Genomic DNA, 19,083 nt, shown 5'->3' with positions numbered 1-19,083 from the left:
TAGAAAAGATGATGTTATAATTAATATGGAATAGTTTCCATCACTTGATTATGAGGACTTTTTTTGGTAACGTACAAATAGAGTTATTATTTTATAATTATTATAAAGTAGAAAGTTCTTTATTAATCTTACTGAAGCTCCTTTATTACATATGGAGAATAAATAAAAAATAATCAGTTGTTCACACGATTGTCAGATTCATAAGAGGAAAGTTGTATTATGATAGTATATAAAGTGATAAAACGGGTGAAGGGGGACATGCTGCGTGCATATTCTTGTTGTTAGTGTAAATTATCGAACAGCCCCTGTAGAATTTCGTGAGAAACTCACATTTCAGGCAGCAGAGCTAGAGCAAGCAATGACTATATTACAAAACCAAAAGAGCGTGCTAGAAAATGTCATTGTATCAACTTGTAATCGCACTGAGATTTACGCTGTTGTCGATCAATTACACACGGGACGGTATTACATTAAGAAGTTTTTAGCTGATTGGTTTCAGCTTGAAATAGAAGAAGTCGCACCATACTTGTCTATTTTTGAACAAGATGGCGCAATAGATCATTTATTCCGCGTAACATGCGGTTTGGATTCTATGGTTGTTGGAGAGACGCAAATTTTAGGTCAAATAAAAGATAGCTTTTTAGAAGCACAACAAGTAAAAGCGACAGGTACAATTTTTAATGAGTTGTTTAAGCAAGTGGTTACGTTAGCAAAACGTGCGCACTCAGAAACAACGATTGGTGAAAGTGCGATGTCTGTTAGTTATGCTGCTGTTGAGCTCGGAAAGAAAATATTTGGCGATTTAACAGATTGTCATGTACTTATTCTTGGTGCGGGTAAGATGGGTGAACTTGCACTGCAAAACTTATACGGAAGTGGAGCTCGTAAAGTAACGGTTATGAATAGGACGCTTACGAAAGCGGAAGTGATGGCTGAGAAATATATGGGACATGCAAAGCCTTTAAGTGAATTGCAATGTGCATTATTAGAAGCGGATATTTTAATTAGTTCAACGGGTGCATCAGAATATGTCATTACGAAAGAAATGATGACAAAAGTAGAGAGAATGCGCTCTGGTCGTCCGTTATTTATGGTTGATATTGCAGTACCACGTGATATTGATCCGGCGATTGATGAATTAGAAGGCTCTTTCTTATATGATATCGACGATCTGCAAGGTGTAGTTGAAGCAAACCGTGCTGAACGTTTAAAAGAAGCAGAGAAAATTCAATTTATGATTGAAGAAGAAATGGTTTTATTTAAAACGTGGTTAAGTACGCTAGGTGTTGTACCGTTAATATCAGCTCTTCGTGATAAAGCGCTAGCAATTCAAAGTGATACGATGGAAAGTCTTGAGCGAAAAATACCAAACCTTAGTGATCGTGAGAAAAAAGTAATTAGTAAACATACGAAAAGTATTATTAACCAATTGTTAAAAGACCCAATTTTAGTAGCTAAAGAATTAGCTGTTGAAGAGGGAGCTGGCGAAAAATTAGCTTTATTTGCGAAGATTTTTGATTTAGAAGTGGAAGAAGCGGGAAATACGGAAGAAGTAGAACATAAAAGAGCGTGGACACCATCCGTTCCATCTTTATAACTTGGAAGGATGATCGGATGAGTTTTTTAAATAACAGTATTATTTATCATATTGCAATTATTTTATATGCTTGTAGCATTAGTTTATATTTTATAGATTATTTCCAAAGTAACCGAAAGGCGAACCGCTTTGCTTTTTGGTTACTTTCGATTGTATGGGTTCTGCAGTCTATCTTTATGTTGCTTAGGGCTACAGATTCAGAAACGAATCCTATTTTAACTTTATTATCAGGGATTTATTTTTATGTTTGGTTATTGATTACGATGTCATTAGTCATTAATCGATTTATGCGTATTGACTTTTTAGTCTTTTTTACAAATGTTGTAGCATTTGGCGTAAGCGCTTTTTCTATTTTTACACCGCTCGGGAAGATGTCGCCAGTACTTGCAGAGCAATTAGTTTCAGAACTTGTATACGTGCATGTCGGTATGGCGATTATTTCTTATGCAACGTTTACTGTATCGTTTATTTTTTCTATTATGTATTTATTGCAATACCGACTATTAAAAAAGAAAAAGTGGAATGCGAGATTAAGAAGATTAGGAAATTTGCCGAAGCTTGAATCTATGTCTTACGGATTAAATTTATTTTCTGTTCCGTTTTTCTTATTAGCAATTATATTAGGATGCATATGGGGATATACAAAATTGGATAATTTCCATTGGTATGATACGAAAGTAATTGGGTCTTTTGTCGTTCTATTTGTATATTGCGTGGGCTTATATTTACGAGCAGCAGATGTGTTGCAAGGTAAGAAAATTGTGCAGTGGAATATCGGGGCATTTCTCGTAATGCTAGTTAACATTTTTCTATTAAGCAGTTTATCTAATTTCCACTTTTGGTATTTATAATGAGGAGAGAGAATTATGCGCAAAATTATTGTAGGTTCACGAAAGAGTAAACTAGCATTAACACAAACTAATTGGTTTATTGATCAATTAAAAGCGCTTGGTTTACCATATGAATTTGAAGTGAAAGAAATCGTCACAAAAGGTGATGTTATTTTAGATGTTACTCTTTCAAAAGTAGGCGGAAAAGGTTTATTTGTAAAGGAAATTGAACATGCGTTACTTACGAAAGAAATTGATATGGCTGTACATAGTATGAAAGATATGCCAGCTGTACTTCCAGATGGATTAACGATTGGTTGTACGCCAAAGCGCGTTGACCCTCGTGATGCTTTTATTTCTAAAAACGGAGAATCGTTTAAAGACTTAGCAGAAGGCGCGATCTTAGGAACGAGTAGTTTGAGACGCAGTGCACAACTACTAGCTGCGAGACCAGATTTACAAGTGAAATGGATTCGCGGGAATATCGATACACGCTTACGTAAGTTAAAAGATGAAGATTACGATGCAATTATTTTAGCGACAGCTGGATTACAGAGAATGGGCTGGGACGGAGAAGTTATTACAGAACATTTAGATGAAACGTTATGTGTACCAGCCGTAGGACAAGGTGCATTAGCGATTGAATGTCGTGAGGATGATACGGATTTACTTCAGTTGTTAGCGCATATTAATGATGCAGTAACAGAAAGAACAGTGGCTGCTGAACGAGTATTTCTTCATAAACTTGAAGGTGGATGCCAAGTTCCAATCGCTGGATATGCAACTCTTAAAGAAAATGATGCAATCGAATTAACAGCGCTTGTCGGTTCTATGGACGGTTCTGTTTTATTGAAAGAGATAGTAGTAGGTAATGATCCGAAGCAAGTTGGATTAGAGGCTGCGGACCGTTTAATTAAACAAGGAGCAAAAGAGCTCATCCTTGCTGCAAATAAGGAGCAACAATAAATATGAACGCTCTCGCTGGCAAAACAGTATTGATTACACGTGCCCAGCACCAAGCGAAACAAATGAGTGTAGCAGTGAAAGAAAGGAGCGGAATTCCATTGGAAATTCCGCTTTTGCGTATGGAAGGTACGTCTCATAGGCAAATTCAACATATAGCAGGGCAGCTACATTCGTATGACTGGGTTATTTTTACGAGTAAAAATGGTGTAGCTTTCTTTCTAGATAGTTTGAGAAAGAAGCTCCCCGGACCGATTAAAATTGCTGCAGTAGGCGTGAAAACAAAGTTAGAGTTAGAAAAAAGGGGCTATCAAGTAGAGTTTGTTCCCACTGCATTTGTTGCAGAAACATTTGCCGAAGAGTTTCTAAAAGAATTAAGTGGAAACGAGCGTATTTTATTTCCGAAAGGGAATTTAGCAAGAGATGTAATCCCGGTTAAACTTAGGGAGTTTGGTGTTTTTCTAGATGAGTTAATTGTATATGGTACGAAGGTGAATGTAGAGAAAAAACAAGAACTTATAACAGCATTGAAATTAGGGGAAGTAAATATTATTACATTTACGAGCCCTTCAACTGTTGATAGTTTTGTTCGTTTACTTGAGGGTACAAACTGGAGAGAATGGACGAAAAAATGTACAATTGCTTGTATAGGGCCTATTACGGAAAAAGAGGCGAACCTCTATTTTCCACATGTTATTGTGCCAAAAGAGTACACTGTAGAAGCATTACTACAATGCATTTGTGAATCTATAAAATAAAAGAATGGGGATAGAAATCTATGAATTCTTTACAATTTAATCGTCATCGTCGTTTAAGACAAAGCGGGGGCATGCGTGCGCTTGTACGTGAAACATTTTTACATACAGAAGATTTTATTTACCCTATTTTTGTATTAGAAGGAGAAAATACTCGTAATGAAGTTCCTTCTATGCCAGGCGTATATCAAATGTCTTTAGATTTATTGCAAGCTGAAATGCAAGAGGTCGTTGATTTAGGTATTCGTTCTGTTATTGTATTTGGTTTACCTGCTGAAAAGGACGAAGTTGGATCATCGGCATATTGTGAGCATGGAATTGTACAGCGTGCAATTAAGCAAATTAAAGATGAGTTCCCAGAGCTAGTAGTAGTTGCAGATACATGTTTATGTCAATTCACAAGCCATGGTCATTGCGGTGTTATTGAAGATGGCGTTATTTTAAATGATGAGTCTCTTGCAGCTCTTGCAAAAACAGCTGTAAGTCAAGCGAAAGCAGGGGCAGACATTATTGCACCATCTAACATGATGGACGGATTTGTAACAGCAATTCGCCATGCATTAGATGAAAATGGTTTCGCGCACGTACCAGTTATGTCGTACGCTGTGAAATATTCATCAGCATTTTACGGACCGTTCCGTGATGCAGCACATGGTGCACCGCAGTTTGGTGACCGTAAAACATATCAAATGGACCCAGCGAACCGTATGGAAGCATTCCGTGAAGCAGAATCAGATGTAATGGAAGGGGCCGACTTCTTAATTGTAAAGCCAGCTCTTTCTTATCTAGATATCGTTCGTGATGTGAAAAATAACTTTAACTTACCAGTCGTTGCTTATAACGTAAGTGGTGAATATTCGATGATTAAAGCAGCAGCACAAAATGGTTGGATTAATGAAAAAGAAGTTGTACTTGAGAAATTAATTAGCATGAAACGCGCAGGAGCAGACTTGATTATTACGTATCATGCAAAAGATGCAGCAAGATGGTTACAAGAAGGAGGCGCTAAATAATGAAAAAATTTGATAAGTCGATTGCGGCGTTTGAAGAGGCTCAAAATTTAATGCCTGGAGGCGTAAACAGCCCTGTTCGTGCTTTTAAGTCTGTTGGTATGAATCCGCTGTTTATGGAGCGCGGAAAAGGCTCTAAAGTATATGATATCGATGGGAATGAATACATCGATTACGTATTATCGTGGGGACCTTTAATTCATGGTCATGCGAATGATCGTGTTGTTGAGGCTTTAAAAGCTGTTGCTGAAAAAGGAACAAGCTTTGGTGCACCAACAGAAATTGAAAATAAATTAGCGCAGCTTGTTATCGAGCGTGTACCATCAATTGAGGTTGTGCGTATGGTTAACTCTGGAACAGAGGCGACAATGAGTGCACTACGTTTAGCTCGTGGTTACACTGGACGTAACAAAATTTTGAAATTCATTGGTTGTTATCACGGTCATGGTGATTCTTTATTGATTAAAGCAGGTTCGGGTGTAGCAACGCTAGGTTTACCAGATAGCCCTGGTGTACCAGAAGGTGTAGCGAAAAATACGATTACAGTAGCGTATAACGATTTAGAAAGTGTAAAATATGCTTTCGAACAATTCGGTGATGACATCGCTTGTATAATTGTAGAACCAGTGGCAGGGAATATGGGTGTTGTTCCCCCTCAACCAGGGTTTTTAGAAGGACTTCGTGAAGTGACAGAGCAAAACGGTGCACTACTTATTTTTGATGAAGTAATGACAGGATTCCGTGTTGCTTATAATTGTGGACAAGGTTACTACGGTGTAACTCCTGACTTAACTTGTTTAGGTAAAGTAATCGGTGGTGGCTTGCCGGTAGGAGCATACGGTGGGAAGGCAGAGATTATGCGTCAAGTTGCGCCAAGCGGACCGATTTACCAAGCTGGAACATTATCGGGTAATCCACTTGCAATGACAGCAGGTTATGAAACGTTAGTGCAGTTAACGCCAGAATCATATTTGGAATTTGAGCGTAAAGCAGAAATGTTAGAGGCTGGACTACGTAAGGCAGCTGAAAAGCATAATATACCGCATCATATTAATCGTGCAGGTTCTATGATTGGTATTTTCTTTACAGATGAGCACGTTATTAATTATGATGCAGCAAAATCTTCAAACTTAGAATTCTTTGCAGCTTACTATCGTGAAATGGTAGAACAAGGTGTATTTTTACCACCTTCTCAATTTGAAGGTTTATTCTTATCGACAGCACATAGTGATGCAGATATTGAGGCGACAATTGCGGCGGCCGAAATTGCAATGTCAAAATTAAAAGCATAATTTCTTAGAGAAAATCGCTTTCCATTAGGGGAGCGATTTTTTTTATTCATAAAGTAGCCTTAGGGAACATAAATCTGTAATGACATATAGTTTGGGAGGGGGAAAAGAAGTGGCAACAGATCATTCATTACGATTTTCATTAAAAGAATCTGTTTGGTTCCAGAAGGGACAGGAAGTCGAAGAACTTTTGTCAATTTCGTTAGATCCAGACGTTGAGATAGAGGAGCTCGATCATGAAGTTATCGTGAGGGGGCAATTAGATTTAACGGGAGAGTACGTTGCAAGGCAAGATGATTCAGCTTATTCATTAAGAGAGCTATCACCAGCAAAGGCAATTGATTATGTAGAAACAAGGGCAGACGGGGTTAATGAGCTTGTCCATTCCTTTCCGCTCGAAATATCAATTCCAAGAAATCGAGTGAAAGTAATTGAAGAATTATATGTATCAATCGAGGAATTTGATTATGAATTAAAGGAAAATGGTTGCTTACAACTATTAGCGGATATATCTATTACAGGTTTATGTGACGAAGAAAGAACCGAGGATGAAGAGGAAGAGACGGTGTATGCCGAGTTGGAAGCTGATTCAGCTGAAGAGGATGAAAGTAGACCTGCGCCGCACGAAGAGGTACCAGCCTATAAAGAATCAGATGGATGGGAAGATTATGCATTTGAGCCGTTTCAGTTAGAAGAAAGAAAAGAGCAAGAAATAGAAGAAGAGGAATTAGAAGAACATGAACTTGTGGAGCGTGAAGAGGAGCAAGAAAAGACGCCACAATTTGAATTATTCGGGCGGAAAAATTTCAAGAAAGAAAAAGCGAAAAAGCAGGAAGAGCCAGAGGAAGAAGCATATTCACAGCGAGATGAAAATGCACTTTATTTAACGAAATTATTTACGAAAGAACCAGAAGAAGAATTTACGAAGTTAAGAATGTACTTCGTACAAGAAGGAGATACAATTGAATCGGTTGCAGAACGTTATGAAACGACTGTACAAAGCTTATATCGTGTAAATCAATCAGAAGATATATATTTAACTACAGGGCAAATTATATATATTCCTGTTTCAAAAGCAACAGTGAAATAAGTGAGTGAGTTTTTTCACTCACCTCTTTTCTTTTCCTAGAAGCTATGTTTTGAATAAGAAAGGGTTATTCGTATGGATATTGAATTACGAAATCGCTATGAACCCATTGTGAGGCAATATAGATTGGACACTCAGCATATGGAAGAGCACGGAAGTGTAATGAAAATTTATACGAATCAAGGTCCGTATGCGTTAAAGAAAATACAAGATAGAAAATTAGAGCGGAATAATTTTTTACACCATATTCAATATTTGAAGGAGAAAGGTTTTTCGAATTATGTACCTATCTATCACACGACGGACGGGAATTATGTTTTAAGTGATGGGGCGTATAGCTATTATTTAATGCCTTGGTTAGAACGTGCGGAAGGAAACGGCGAAGATAATGATCAATACCATAAGATGTTTCAAACGCTCGGGACGTTGCATCAAAAAACGGTGAAAGAGGAGACTTATACAGAAGAAGATTTAGAAAAACATTATACAAATATATCCGACCGTTGGGAAAATGATGGCGAGATATTAGAAGAGTTTCTCATAGAATCTGAAGCGAAGTGGTATATGTCTCCATTTGAATTACAATATTGTACGTATTATCACCACGTTATGAGAGCACGTGAGTTCGCAACGAAACAATTAAGTGAATGGCATGATGCAATGAAAGAAAAGGAAAAAACACGTACTACTTTCGTTCATGGAAATGTATCACTTAATCACTTTTTATTTGATTATGAACGAAACGGTTATTTTATTAGTTTAGAAAAGTCTCAGTTTGCTACACCGGTACAGGATATCGTCGGCTTTTATTCAAGGTCTTTGAACACATATCCAATTGCGCGGAGCGACCGCTTTGAATGGTATCAAATGTATCAAAAAAATTTCCCATTTACGAAAGAGGAGCAGCTTCTTATGTTTGCGTATATGACGTACCCGTCGCATTTTATTCGGCAAATTCAGTCGTATACGAAAAGAAGAAAGAGTCGTAATGAAGAAAATGAGCTTCGCGGGGTGAAAATTCTGCAGCAATCGCATTGGCTGATTAGTAATACAGAATATTTCCTTTCGCAATTACAAGCTGCCCAGCAAGGGAACGGATAAAGAAAATAAGTAGGGAGAACCCTGCTTATCTTTTTTTTATTAGTTCCATAAAGAGATAAAAGCCGTAGTTTCAAATTTATCTTGACGAATAAGGTTTCGTTTTTTACACTATTGTATATAATAATTAACAATCACATAAATGCATTGAAGGGGAAGAGTATAACATGAAACGTCTTCAGAGAGGGGAACCATTGGCTGGGAGGTTCTCTAGATAGTTATGTTAGAAGGTAGCCCTGGAGCATCTTTTCTGAACGGAATGATTCTTATTAGGAAAAGACGGATTTGTCCGTTATCAAATTAAGAGTATAAGCAAATTCTGAATTTGTTTGTAAATAAAGGTGGTACCGCGATGTCCCTCGTCCTTTTTTGGATGAGGGGCATTTTTTATTTTAAGGAGGGAAAATAATGTCAAACACGGAAAATAATTTACCAACTAAATATGATCATATGTCCGTTGAAGAAGGCCTTTACAAGTGGTGGCTTGAAGGCAAATATTTCGAAGCAACAGGAGATGAGAAGAAACAACCATATACAATTGTAATTCCACCTCCGAACGTAACTGGTAAGTTACACTTAGGTCACGCTTGGGATACGACGCTTCAAGATATTTTAACTCGTACAAAGCGTATGCAAGGTTACGATGTATTATGGCTTCCAGGAATGGACCATGCTGGTATCGCAACGCAAGCGAAAGTAGAAGGGAAACTTCGTGAAGAAGGTATTTCACGTTACGATCTTGGTCGTGAGAAATTCCTTGAAAAAGCTTGGGAATGGAAAGAAGAATACGCTTCTCACATTCGTCAACAATGGGGGAAAGTTGGTTTAGGACTAGACTATTCTCGTGAACGCTTCACATTAGACGAAGGTTTATCTAACGCTGTTAATAAAGTATTCGTTCAATTATATGAAAAAGGCTTAATTTACCGCGGTGAGTATATCATCAACTGGGATCCAGCAACACGCACAGCTCTTTCTGATATTGAAGTAATTCATAAAGAAGTTCAAGGTGCATTCTACCATATGAACTATCCGTTAACAGACGGTTCTGGTCACATTCGCCTTGCAACTACTCGTCCAGAAACAATGCTTGGTGATACAGCGGTAGCAGTTCATCCAGAAGATGATCGCTACAAACATTTAATCGGAAAAACAGTTACACTTCCAATCGTAGGCCGAGAGATTCCGATTATTGCTGATGAATACGTAGAAAAAGACTTCGGAACAGGCGTTGTGAAAATTACACCAGCTCATGACCCGAATGACTTTGAAGTAGGTAACCGTCATGACTTACCACGTATTTTAGTAATGAACGAAGATGGAACGATGAACGAAAAAGCTGGTAAGTATAACGGTATGGATCGTTTCGAATGCCGTAAAGAGTTAGTGAAAGACTTACAAGAAGCTGGCGTATTAGTAGAAATCGAGCCTCATATGCACTCAGTAGGTCATAGTGAGCGTAGCGGTGCAGTTGTTGAGCCTTATTTATCAACACAATGGTTCGTAAAAATGGCTCCACTTGCAGAAAAAGCGGTAGAACTTCAACAAAAAGAAGAAGAAAAAGTAACGTTCGTACCAGAGCGTTTTGAAAACACATACTTACGCTGGATGGAAAACATTCATGACTGGTGTATTTCTCGTCAATTATGGTGGGGACACCGCATTCCAGCTTGGTATCATAAAGAAACTGGTGAAGTATACGTAGGTACAGAAGCGCCAGCAGATCTTGAAAACTGGAATCAAGATAATGACGTGCTTGATACATGGTTCAGTTCAGCATTATGGCCATTCTCAACACTTGGCTGGCCGAATGAAGATGCAGCAGACTTTAAAAAGTTCTATTCAACAGATGCTTTAGTAACTGGTTATGACATCATCTTTTTCTGGGTATCTCGTATGATTTTCCAAGGTTTAGAGTTTACAGGAGAGCGTCCATTTAAAGATGTATTAATTCACGGTTTAGTTCGTGATGAGCAAGGACGTAAAATGAGTAAATCTCTTGGTAACGGTATTGATCCGATGGATGTTATCGAGAAGTACGGTGCAGATGCGATGCGTTACTTCTTATCAACAGGAAGTGCACCAGGTCAAGATTTACGTTTCAGCATGGAAAAAGTAGAATCTACTTGGAACTTCATTAATAAAATTTGGAACGCATCACGTTTCGTATTAATGAACATGGATGACATGAAGTATGAAGAAATCGATTTAACTGGTGAAAAATCAGTTGCAGATAAGTGGATTTTAACTCGCTTAAACGAAACAATCGAAAGTGTAACACGTAACATGGATAAATATGAGTTCGGTGAAGCTGGTCGTTCATTATACAACTTCATTTGGGATGATTTCTGTGACTGGTACATTGAGATGGCGAAACTTCCACTATACGGTGAAGATGAAGCAGCTAAGAAAACAACTCGTTCGATTTTAGCTTACGTATTAGACCAAACAATGCGTCTATTACATCCATTCATGCCATTTGTAACAGAGAAAATTTGGCAGCATTTACCGCATGAAGGCGAGTCTATTACAGTAGCAGCATGGCCAACAGTTCGCGAAGATTTACAAGATAAAGAAGCGGCAGCAGAAATGCACCTTCTAGTTGATATCATTCGCTCTGTTCGTAACATCCGTGCGGAAGTAAATACGCCAATGAGCAAAAAAGTTCAAATGCAAATTAAAGCAAAAGACGAGGCAGTACTAGCCCAGCTTACGAAAAACAGCTCTTACATTGAGCGTTTCTGTAACCCAAGTGAACTAACAATTAAGATTGATTTACAAGCGCCAGAAAAAGCGATGACTGCAATCGTATCAGGTGCAGAGTTATTCTTACCGTTAGCTGATCTTATCAATCTTGATGAAGAGAAAGCGCGTCTTGAAAAAGAACTTGAGAAGTTTGGTAAAGAAGTAGAACGTGTACAGAAGAAACTTTCAAACCAAGGATTCGTAGCGAAAGCTCCTGCAGAAGTTATTGACGGAGAGCGTGCGAAAGAGCAAGATTATCTAGAAAAACGCGAAGCGGTTCGTCAACGTCTAGCTGATCTTGAGAAATAAAAATGTTTTTCAGAGACTCACTATATTGGTGAGTCTCTTTTCTTTGCGTATAATAGGAGTATGAAGGTTGTCTTTTGAAAGGGGAATAACACACGTGATACATACATACGAAGAAGCGATAAACTGGATTCATAGCCGATTGAAATTTGGGATAAAACCAGGGCTAGAAAGAATGCAATGGATGTTAGAAGAACTCGGAAATCCAGAGCGTCATATAAAATGTGTTCATCTAGCCGGCACAAATGGAAAAGGTTCAACTTTAACATACATGCGCTACATGTTAGAAGGTGCGAAATATAAAGTAGGATCGTTTACATCGCCTTACATAGAAACATTCAATGAACGTATTAGTGTAAACGGAATACCGATTGCAGATGAAGAGATTGCGGAACTTGTAAATAGGGTAAAGCCAGTCGTTGAAAAATTAGATGAGACGGACTTAGGAGAAGCGACTGAGTTTGAAATCATTACAGTAATGGCAATTTATTATTTCGGTAAAGTTAATTTCTGTGATGTTGTTTTATTTGAAACGGGGCTTGGGGGAAGATTTGATTCTACAAATGTTATTCATCCGGTTCTCACGATTATTACGAATATCGGCCACGATCATATGCATATTTTAGGCAATACACTAGGAGAAATTGCATATGAAAAGGCAGGGATTATTAAGTCTGGTGTTCCAGTTATTACTGGTGTGAAAAATGAAGAAGCATTGCAAGTAATTCAAAAGGTTGCTAAGGAAAACCATGCAAGCTTATATGAACTTGGAAAACAGTTTACAATACTACATAAACATTCTAATAAAGATGGGGAACATTTTGATTTTGATTGTCCATTTGCCTCGTTTGAAAATGTTCGAATTTCAATGAAAGGTATTCATCAAGTAGGCAATGCAGCGCTAGCGCTTATGGCAGTAATGTATTTAAAAACATATTTATCATTTTTAATTAATGAAGAGGAGATGAAAGCTGGCTTACAAGAAGCCTACTGGATTGGTCGATTTGAAAAGTTACAAAGTAATCCAGATATTATAATAGATGGTGCTCATAATCCAGAAGGCATTGAAAGTCTTGTAAAAACAGTAGAGGCACATTATAAAAAGAAGAATGTAATAGTTTTATTTACTGCTCTTGGTGACAAACAGTTACATAACATGGTAGGGCAATTAGAAAAAGTTGCTGATGAAATAATATTTACGACGTTTGCCTTTGATCGTGCCATTTCTGCTGACAAGCTTGCATCGTATTCGCAACAAGAGTCAAAATTAGTTTTTGAAGATTGGAAAGAGGCAATTGATACAAAGGCTGACATGATAGGAGAACATGATGTTTTTATCATAACAGGTTCTTTGTATTTCATTTCCGAAGTTAGAAAATATATTCGCGAGAAAAACTAGATAGTCTTTGCTATCTAGTTTTTTGTTCTACAAATGAAGTCAAATGCATACATATAAGATAATAATATAGGGTTATTTGACGAATTCCTCTGACAAATATCTCGTTTTTTTGTGGAATGAATATGATATGATGCGGACAATGACAAGAGGTGAGGTGTGAGTGTATGGACAAGCAATCACGAACGATCTCGGTGAAAGTAAATGGAACAGAAGCGAAGTATGAGGAAAAAAAGAAGGATGAGTTTGACTGGATGATAGCAGAAAGTGAGAGACCGAAAAATGTCGTTCCGTTTCAAAAAGCGAAATCAGTATCTATGGAAAAATATCGAAAGAAGTGGAGCAATACAATAATCGCAATCGTTGCAACTGCAATAATTATCGGTACTGCATTTGGGATGGGTATGATTCATTTATTAACTGGACAAGGGACGACAGGAGAAGGTAAGGTAACGGCTTCGAAGCAGACAGGTAATGAGGAACAAAAGGTGGGTGGAACGGCAGAACAAACACCAACACCGAAAGAGGAAAAACCAAAAGAACAGGTAGGAACGTCATTAGAACCAATGAAACTATTTTTCGTTCAAGGAGGGCTTTATTCCTCTGAAGAAAAAGGACAGGCTGCTATTGAAGAGTGGAAAAGTAATGGGGGCGTGGCTACTTTGAAACCGAGTGGTGATAAGTATGCGTTAGTTGTTGCTATTACGAGCGATGAACAGGCTGTTAATCAATTAATAGATCAGTATAAGCAAGATGGTGTTTCAGTTTTGAAAAAAAATTGGGATATTACAGATAAAGCATTGCTCAAAAATGATAAAGAAGTAGGAATGTTTTTAGCGAAAGTGCAGCCATTATATACTCATTTAGCAAAATATGTGTCCAGCGTACAAACTAGTGGGAAAAGTAATCCAAAAGATATAGAAGCGATTCAAAAAGAGTGGAAAGCTATGGAAAAGGAAGGGAAGAGTATGAAGCGTGAAGATGCGAAGAAGCTTTATACGTATACGTCAATAGCGGTGCAAACGATTAAGGAAGGGAAGAGCGATAAGGAATCTGTAGCTAAATTAAATCAAGTTATTATTGATGGTATACTTTCGTATGAAAAAATGGTTTCACAAAAAGTGAAATAATAGGATAATGAAATGACGAAGAAAGAAGTACATATACTTCTTTCTTTTCTTTTGAATTTAGAACAAAGTGCTTTCTGTATGGGCAGCATATAATCGTATTTAAAAAGAACTATTATTTTGTTTAGAGAAAATGATATTTCTAGAATTTGTGGGGAAACTATTCCTTTGATACGATTGATTTGAATTATTCTGCTTCATGTGAGAAGGGAAGGAGAAAATATGAGGAAAATTATTTTAGCTTCAGGGTCACCTAGGAGGAAGGAACTGCTTGAATTAGCAGATGTGCCATTTGACATCGTTGTTAGTGAAGTAGAAGAGAAGATTGGTGCATATTCATCACCTTCTGATATTGTCATGTCGCTTGCTTTGCAAAAAGCATCTGCTGTGGCAGAAAACCATAGTAATCAAGTTGTACTAGGTGCAGATACAATTGTTACATATGATTCGCGTATTCTTGGAAAGCCGTCTAATGGGGCTGAGGCGAAAGAAATGCTACAATTATTATCAGGGAAAACACACGAAGTATACACAGGTGTTGCAATTATATCGAAAGAAAAAACTGTAACTTTTTATGAACGTACAGAAGTAACATTTTGGGGATTAACAGAAGAAGAAATAGACGTATACGTTGCATCGAAGGAACCACTTGATAAGGCAGGAAGCTATGGAATTCAAGGTAAAGGGTCTATTTTTGTTCAACATATTCAAGGGGACTACTACAGTGTAGTTGGCTTGCCAATTGCACGTCTTGTCCGTGAATTAAAACAGTTTGATAGCGATGTAACCCATGTGTAAAATTGCATGGGGTTTTCTTTAGGAGAAATCGTAAAAAAAGGGGTGGAGAGATGAACGGTATTCGTGATGTTGTGAGAGAAGAACAGCCACGGGAGCGTTTATTGTTAGAAGGAGCAGGAAGTTTATCGAATCGAGAACTTCTTGCAGTTTTACTCAGAACGGGTTCTAAAGAAGAAACGGTGTTAACGTTATCAGATAATATTCTACATCATTTTGACGGCTTACGAATGTTAAAGGATGCAACGTTAGAAGAGATGATGAGCATTTATGGTGTTGGGATTGCAAAGGCGTCGCAGCTTATGGCTGCTTTTGAATTAGGTAGAAGAATGGTACGTTTAGAATATCAAAATAGATATAGTATTCGAAGTCCAGAAGATTGTGCGAGTTATATGATGGAAGAGATGCGTTTTTTGCAACAGGAGCATTTTGTTTGTTTATATTTGAATACGAAAAATCAAGTTATACATAGGCAAACTATTTTTATTGGAAGTTTAAATACGTCGATTGTGCACCCAAGGGAAGTTTTTAAAGAAGCGTTCCGTCGGGCAGCAGCCTCTATTATATGTCTTCATAACCATCCCTCAGGAGATCCGGCGCCGAGCCGTGAAGATATTGAAGTTACAAAACGATTAGTAGAATGTGGTCGAATTATCGGAATTGAAGTACTTGATCATATCATAATAGGTGACCATAAATTCGTGAGTTTAAAGGAAAAAGGTCATATTTAAGACTATTCTTTTTACTTATTTTGTTTTATAATGTGATTTATGAGTTTTTTGTAGAAAATTATCTACAAAAAGGATGCAGATATAAAAAAACGTACTGTTTTTATAAATATAAAGTAAGAAAAATGAGTCCGTGAAAATAAGAAGGGAAGATAAATGATATGTTTGGATTTGGTGGATTTACTCGCGATCTTGGAATAGACTTAGGAACGGCGAACACGCTTGTATATGTGAAAGGGAAAGGTGTAGTTTTACGTGAACCTTCAGTAGTAGCATTACAAACTGATACGAAACAAATCGTTGCGGTAGGTAGCGATGCAAAACAAATGATTGGTCGTACACCAGGAAATGTAGTGGCACTTCGCCCTATGAAAGATGGTGTAATTGCTGATTACGAAACAACAGCAATAATGATGAAATACTACATTCAACAAGCTCAAAAATCAAATGGATTCTTCTCACGTAAACCATATGTAATGGTATGTGTACCATCTGGTATTACAGCTGTAGAAAGACGTGCAGTAATCGATGCGACTCGTCAAGCTGGTGCTCGTGATGCTTATCCAATCGAAGAGCCATTTGCAGCAGCAATTGGCGCAAACTTACCTGTTTGGGAGCCGACTGGTAGTATGGTTGTTGATATCGGTGGTGGTACAACAGAAGTTGCAATTATTTCTTTAGGTGGTATCGTAACAAGTCAATCAGTTCGTGTTGCTGGTGATGATATGGACGATTCAATCATTCAGTACATTAAGAAAAGCTACAACTTAATGATTGGTGAAAGAACAGCAGAAGCACTAAAATTAGAAATCGGTTCTGCAGGCGAGCCAGAAGGTATTGAGCCTATGGAAATTCGCGGTCGTGATTTAGTAAGTGGTTTACCTAAAACAGTACTAATTCAACCAGAAGAAATTGCAGATGCATTAAAAGATACAGTAGATGCAATTGTAGAATCAGTTAAAAATACGTTAGAAAAAACTCCACCTGAATTAGCAGCGGATATTATGGACCGCGGTATCGTATTAACGGGTGGCGGGGCATTACTACGTAACTTAGATAAAGTTATTAGTGAAGAAACAAATATGCCAGTTCTTGTTGCAGAGGATCCATTAGATTGCGTAGCAATTGGAACGGGTAAAGCATTAGACAATATCGACCTTTTCAAAACTGCTGCTCGATAATATTGCAAAATAAAAATCAATGAAATTAAGAGGGTGTGAACGTGCCACAGTTTTTCTTAAACAAAAGATTAATTGTTTTGTTAGTTAGTATTATTCTTCTCGTGGCATTGATTGGAATCTCATTGAAAGAACGGAACAGTTTATCATGGCCAGAGCAGTTTATAAAAGATACTGTCGGTGTTGTAGAACGTGTATTCCAAAAGCCAGCGAATTATGTTGCCGGATTCTTCGAGAACGTAGAAGATGTAAAGCGCACGTATGAAGAGAATAAAAAGCTGAAAGCAAAATTAGATTCTACCGCAGATTTATCTGCAGTAGTGAAAAATTTAGACGATGAGAATAAAAAACTACGAGAATTAACTGGTAAAGAAAAGTCCCGTGGTGATTATACGGAAGTACAAGCTAGTGTGGTTTCTCGTAATCCCGATAAATGGTACGATTTAGTTGGAATTGATAAAGGAGCACAGCAAGGGATCAAAAAAGATATGGCTGTTGTAACTCCGAAAGGTTTAGTTGGACGCGTAAAAAGTGTATCTCAGTTTACATCTTCAGTAGAGTTGTTAAGTTCGATGAGCCGAACAAACCGTGTTTCTGCTATTGTACAAGGACAAGAAAATATCTTTGGATTAATTGAAGGTTACGATAAAGAAAAACAACTACTTCTTTTCACAAAGATTAGCTCTGATGCAAAAGTAGAAAAAGATCAACTAGTTGTAACATCTGGACTTGGTGATATCTTCCCAAAAGGTCTTGCGATTGGGAAAATTGTTGATGTTCAGCCAGATCCATACGGTTTAACAAAAACAGCTTATGTAAAACCATCCGCTGATTTGAATGATGTAGAGCATATTATAGTTGCAAAACGTGATATGCCTACAGCGCCGTTAGAATAGGAGGGAGAGAAGAGATGATGACGATTTTAAAAAGAGCAGCTCTTCCTCTTTTGCTCCTTTTTGTTTTTTTATTTGAAAATATGTTCTCTACTGTTGTTCCAACAGACGTCTTTTGGAAAGGCAGTATAGCAGCACCGCATTTCTTTATAATTGTGTTATGTTTTATTACAGTGTACTATAGTCCGGTTCAAGGGATTTACTACGGACTATTATTTGGTTTCTTATTTGATACCGTATACACGGAACTTGTCGGTATATATATATTTGCTTATCCGATTTTAGCTTATTTAGTTTATAGTGTGATGAAAGTATTACAATTGAATTTATTTATTGTCGCTTCTATCGTACTGGCTGGCATTGCAGCATTAGAGTATTATGTGTATGGATTTTTAACTTTGTTAGGACGTACTCACATGTCAGCATCTGTCTTTTTCACAGATCGTCTCCTTGCTACTTTATTGCTAAATGGAATTTTCTTATTAATAGTTTGTTTCCCACTGAGACGATATTTAGTGCGTCTTTCAAAAGCGATAGAAGAAAAAGAAAAAAGGATTTTCTAATTTTATGTCGAATTGAATCGGTGGGGTGAACTTTAGTGGAAGAAAAAAAGCAACAAAATGTAACGATAAAAGGGACAAAAGATGGAATAACACTTCATTTAGATGATTGCTGTTCATTCTCTGAGCTACTAAAAGAATTGGATGAAAAGCTTTCTACACATTACTATGAGAGTGACGGACGTTCTTTAATTGAAGTGCGTGTTAAAGTAGGAAATCGCTATTTAACAGAAGTACAACAAGAAGAGATTCGTACGTTAATTCGCAATAAGAAGAACCTTGTTGTAGAATCAATCGAAAGTGATGTTATAACAAAAGCAGAAGCAATAGCTTGGAAAGAAGAAACAGAAATTGTCCCTATTTCCAAAATTGTTCGCTCTGGACAAGTGTTACATGTAAAAGGCAATTTATTATTAATTGGAGATGTTAATCCAGGCGGAACGGTTATCGCTGGGGGGAATATTTTTGTCTTGGGATCATTAAGAGGAATTGCACATGCGGGGTATGATGGAGATTCAGAAGCTGTTATTGCTGCATCTATTATGAACCCTATGCAACTCCGAATTAGTGATGTGACAATGCGGGCTCCGGAAGAGAAAGAAGACGGAGCAGAGGCGGCAGAATGTGCGTACATTAATGAGAATAATCACATTGTTGTCGATCGCCTGCAACTTCTCACTCATCTTAGACCTAATTTAACAAAGTTAGAAAGGGGAATTGTATAGC

At 37.5% G+C, this 19,083-nt stretch carries 17 protein-coding genes and 1 other annotated feature; all 17 genes read left to right on the top strand.

All coding sequences use genetic code 11. The features are described from left to right. Positions 1–265: 265 nt before the first annotated feature. On the top strand, positions 266–1,597 hold the full coding sequence (hemA, locus tag MR066_RS23475) for a glutamyl-tRNA reductase (protein WP_002015353.1): 1,332 nt from the start codon (positions 266–268) through the stop codon (positions 1,595–1,597). Between the two features lie 17 nt (positions 1,598–1,614). Further along, a complete protein-coding gene (locus MR066_RS23470) occupies positions 1,615–2,448 on the top strand; it encodes a cytochrome c biogenesis protein (RefSeq protein ID WP_002015354.1) in 834 nt (277 codons plus the stop codon). 15 nt (positions 2,449–2,463) lie between these two features. Continuing rightward, the gene (gene hemC / locus MR066_RS23465; protein ID WP_002034194.1) at positions 2,464–3,393 is read left to right on the top strand and encodes a hydroxymethylbilane synthase; all 930 of its coding nucleotides are present in this window, start codon (positions 2,464–2,466) and stop codon (positions 3,391–3,393) included. 2 nt (positions 3,394–3,395) lie between these two features. Continuing rightward, on the top strand, positions 3,396–4,148 hold the full coding sequence (gene hemD, locus MR066_RS23460) for a uroporphyrinogen-III synthase (protein WP_002015357.1): 753 nt from the start codon (positions 3,396–3,398) through the stop codon (positions 4,146–4,148). A 20-nt stretch (positions 4,149–4,168) separates the two neighbouring features. Then, positions 4,169–5,158: a porphobilinogen synthase gene (gene hemB / locus MR066_RS23455; RefSeq protein ID WP_002015358.1), complete on the top strand. Its 990-nt coding sequence runs from the start codon at positions 4,169–4,171 to the stop codon at positions 5,156–5,158. Next, positions 5,158–6,447 (top strand): glutamate-1-semialdehyde 2,1-aminomutase, encoded by a 1,290-nt coding sequence (gene hemL / locus MR066_RS23450; protein ID WP_242248690.1) that lies wholly within the window; start codon positions 5,158–5,160, stop codon positions 6,445–6,447. The genes hemB and hemL overlap by 1 nt, the downstream gene beginning before the upstream one ends. Positions 6,448–6,526: 79 nt before the next feature. Continuing rightward, entirely contained in the window at positions 6,527–7,534 is a 1,008-nt protein-coding gene (gene spoVID / locus MR066_RS23445) for a stage VI sporulation protein D (protein WP_002015360.1), read from the top strand. A gap of 72 nt (positions 7,535–7,606) precedes the next feature. Beyond that, positions 7,607–8,632: a spore coat protein YsxE gene (gene ysxE, locus MR066_RS23440; protein WP_219303597.1), complete on the top strand. Its 1,026-nt coding sequence runs from the start codon at positions 7,607–7,609 to the stop codon at positions 8,630–8,632. A 135-nt stretch (positions 8,633–8,767) separates the two neighbouring features. Then, positions 8,768–8,999: a binding site (T-box leader), on the top strand. A gap of 38 nt (positions 9,000–9,037) precedes the next feature. Then, entirely contained in the window at positions 9,038–11,683 is a 2,646-nt protein-coding gene (locus tag MR066_RS23435) for a valine--tRNA ligase (RefSeq protein ID WP_002143265.1), read from the top strand. A 94-nt stretch (positions 11,684–11,777) separates the two neighbouring features. After that, entirely contained in the window at positions 11,778–13,079 is a 1,302-nt protein-coding gene (locus tag MR066_RS23430) for a bifunctional folylpolyglutamate synthase/dihydrofolate synthase (protein ID WP_242248688.1), read from the top strand. A gap of 164 nt (positions 13,080–13,243) precedes the next feature. Further along, positions 13,244–14,206, top strand: a complete 963-nt coding sequence (locus MR066_RS23425) for a stage II sporulation protein B (protein ID WP_242248686.1) — start codon at positions 13,244–13,246, stop codon at positions 14,204–14,206. Positions 14,207–14,425: 219 nt separating this feature from the next. After that, positions 14,426–15,001 carry a Maf family protein gene (locus tag MR066_RS23420; protein ID WP_002143262.1) on the top strand — a complete coding sequence of 192 codons (576 nt, stop codon included), beginning with the start codon at positions 14,426–14,428 and terminating at the stop codon, positions 14,999–15,001. Between the two features lie 50 nt (positions 15,002–15,051). Further along, complete coding sequence (gene radC, locus MR066_RS23415; RefSeq protein ID WP_242248685.1) at positions 15,052–15,729, top strand: DNA repair protein RadC; 678 nt, start codon at positions 15,052–15,054, stop codon at positions 15,727–15,729. A 158-nt stretch (positions 15,730–15,887) separates the two neighbouring features. Beyond that, positions 15,888–16,907: a cell shape-determining protein MreB gene (mreB, locus tag MR066_RS23410; RefSeq protein WP_002015369.1), complete on the top strand. Its 1,020-nt coding sequence runs from the start codon at positions 15,888–15,890 to the stop codon at positions 16,905–16,907. Positions 16,908–16,948: 41 nt separating this feature from the next. Continuing rightward, positions 16,949–17,800: a rod shape-determining protein MreC gene (gene mreC, locus MR066_RS23405; protein ID WP_002138478.1), complete on the top strand. Its 852-nt coding sequence runs from the start codon at positions 16,949–16,951 to the stop codon at positions 17,798–17,800. A 14-nt stretch (positions 17,801–17,814) separates the two neighbouring features. Continuing rightward, positions 17,815–18,360, top strand: coding sequence for a rod shape-determining protein MreD (gene mreD, locus MR066_RS23400; RefSeq protein ID WP_002015371.1), 546 nt, complete (start codon positions 17,815–17,817; stop codon positions 18,358–18,360). Between the two features lie 35 nt (positions 18,361–18,395). Next, complete coding sequence (gene minC, locus MR066_RS23395; RefSeq protein WP_002015372.1) at positions 18,396–19,082, top strand: septum site-determining protein MinC; 687 nt, start codon at positions 18,396–18,398, stop codon at positions 19,080–19,082. The last annotated feature ends 1 nt before the right edge of the window (position 19,083 follow it).

The organism is Bacillus cereus group sp. BfR-BA-01523, from assembly GCF_022662615.1.
GTDB classification, from domain to species: domain Bacteria; phylum Bacillota; class Bacilli; order Bacillales; family Bacillaceae_G; genus Bacillus_A; species Bacillus_A mycoides.
Note: the sequence above shows the minus strand (reverse complement) of the source record. Positions and strands in the feature narration are given on the sequence as shown.

Bases quoted from the DNA above. Each gene is read 5' to 3' on its own strand.
- MR066_RS23470 (WP_002015354.1), top strand. From the start codon at position 1,615: ATGAGTTTTTTAAATAACAGTATTATTTATCATATTGCAATTATTTTA.
- hemC (WP_002034194.1), top strand. From the start codon at position 2,464: ATGCGCAAAATTATTGTAGGTTCACGAAAGAGTAAACTAGCATTAACA.
- hemD (WP_002015357.1), top strand. From the start codon at position 3,396: ATGAACGCTCTCGCTGGCAAAACAGTATTGATTACACGTGCCCAGCAC.
- hemB (WP_002015358.1), top strand. From the start codon at position 4,169: ATGAATTCTTTACAATTTAATCGTCATCGTCGTTTAAGACAAAGCGGG.
- hemL (WP_242248690.1), top strand. From the start codon at position 5,158: ATGAAAAAATTTGATAAGTCGATTGCGGCGTTTGAAGAGGCTCAAAAT.
- spoVID (WP_002015360.1), top strand. From the start codon at position 6,527: ATGACATATAGTTTGGGAGGGGGAAAAGAAGTGGCAACAGATCATTCA.
- ysxE (WP_219303597.1), top strand. From the start codon at position 7,607: ATGGATATTGAATTACGAAATCGCTATGAACCCATTGTGAGGCAATAT.
- MR066_RS23435 (WP_002143265.1), top strand. From the start codon at position 9,038: ATGTCAAACACGGAAAATAATTTACCAACTAAATATGATCATATGTCC.
- MR066_RS23425 (WP_242248686.1), top strand. From the start codon at position 13,244: ATGGACAAGCAATCACGAACGATCTCGGTGAAAGTAAATGGAACAGAA.
- MR066_RS23420 (WP_002143262.1), top strand. From the start codon at position 14,426: ATGAGGAAAATTATTTTAGCTTCAGGGTCACCTAGGAGGAAGGAACTG.
- radC (WP_242248685.1), top strand. From the start codon at position 15,052: ATGAACGGTATTCGTGATGTTGTGAGAGAAGAACAGCCACGGGAGCGT.
- mreB (WP_002015369.1), top strand. From the start codon at position 15,888: ATGTTTGGATTTGGTGGATTTACTCGCGATCTTGGAATAGACTTAGGA.
- mreD (WP_002015371.1), top strand. From the start codon at position 17,815: ATGATGACGATTTTAAAAAGAGCAGCTCTTCCTCTTTTGCTCCTTTTT.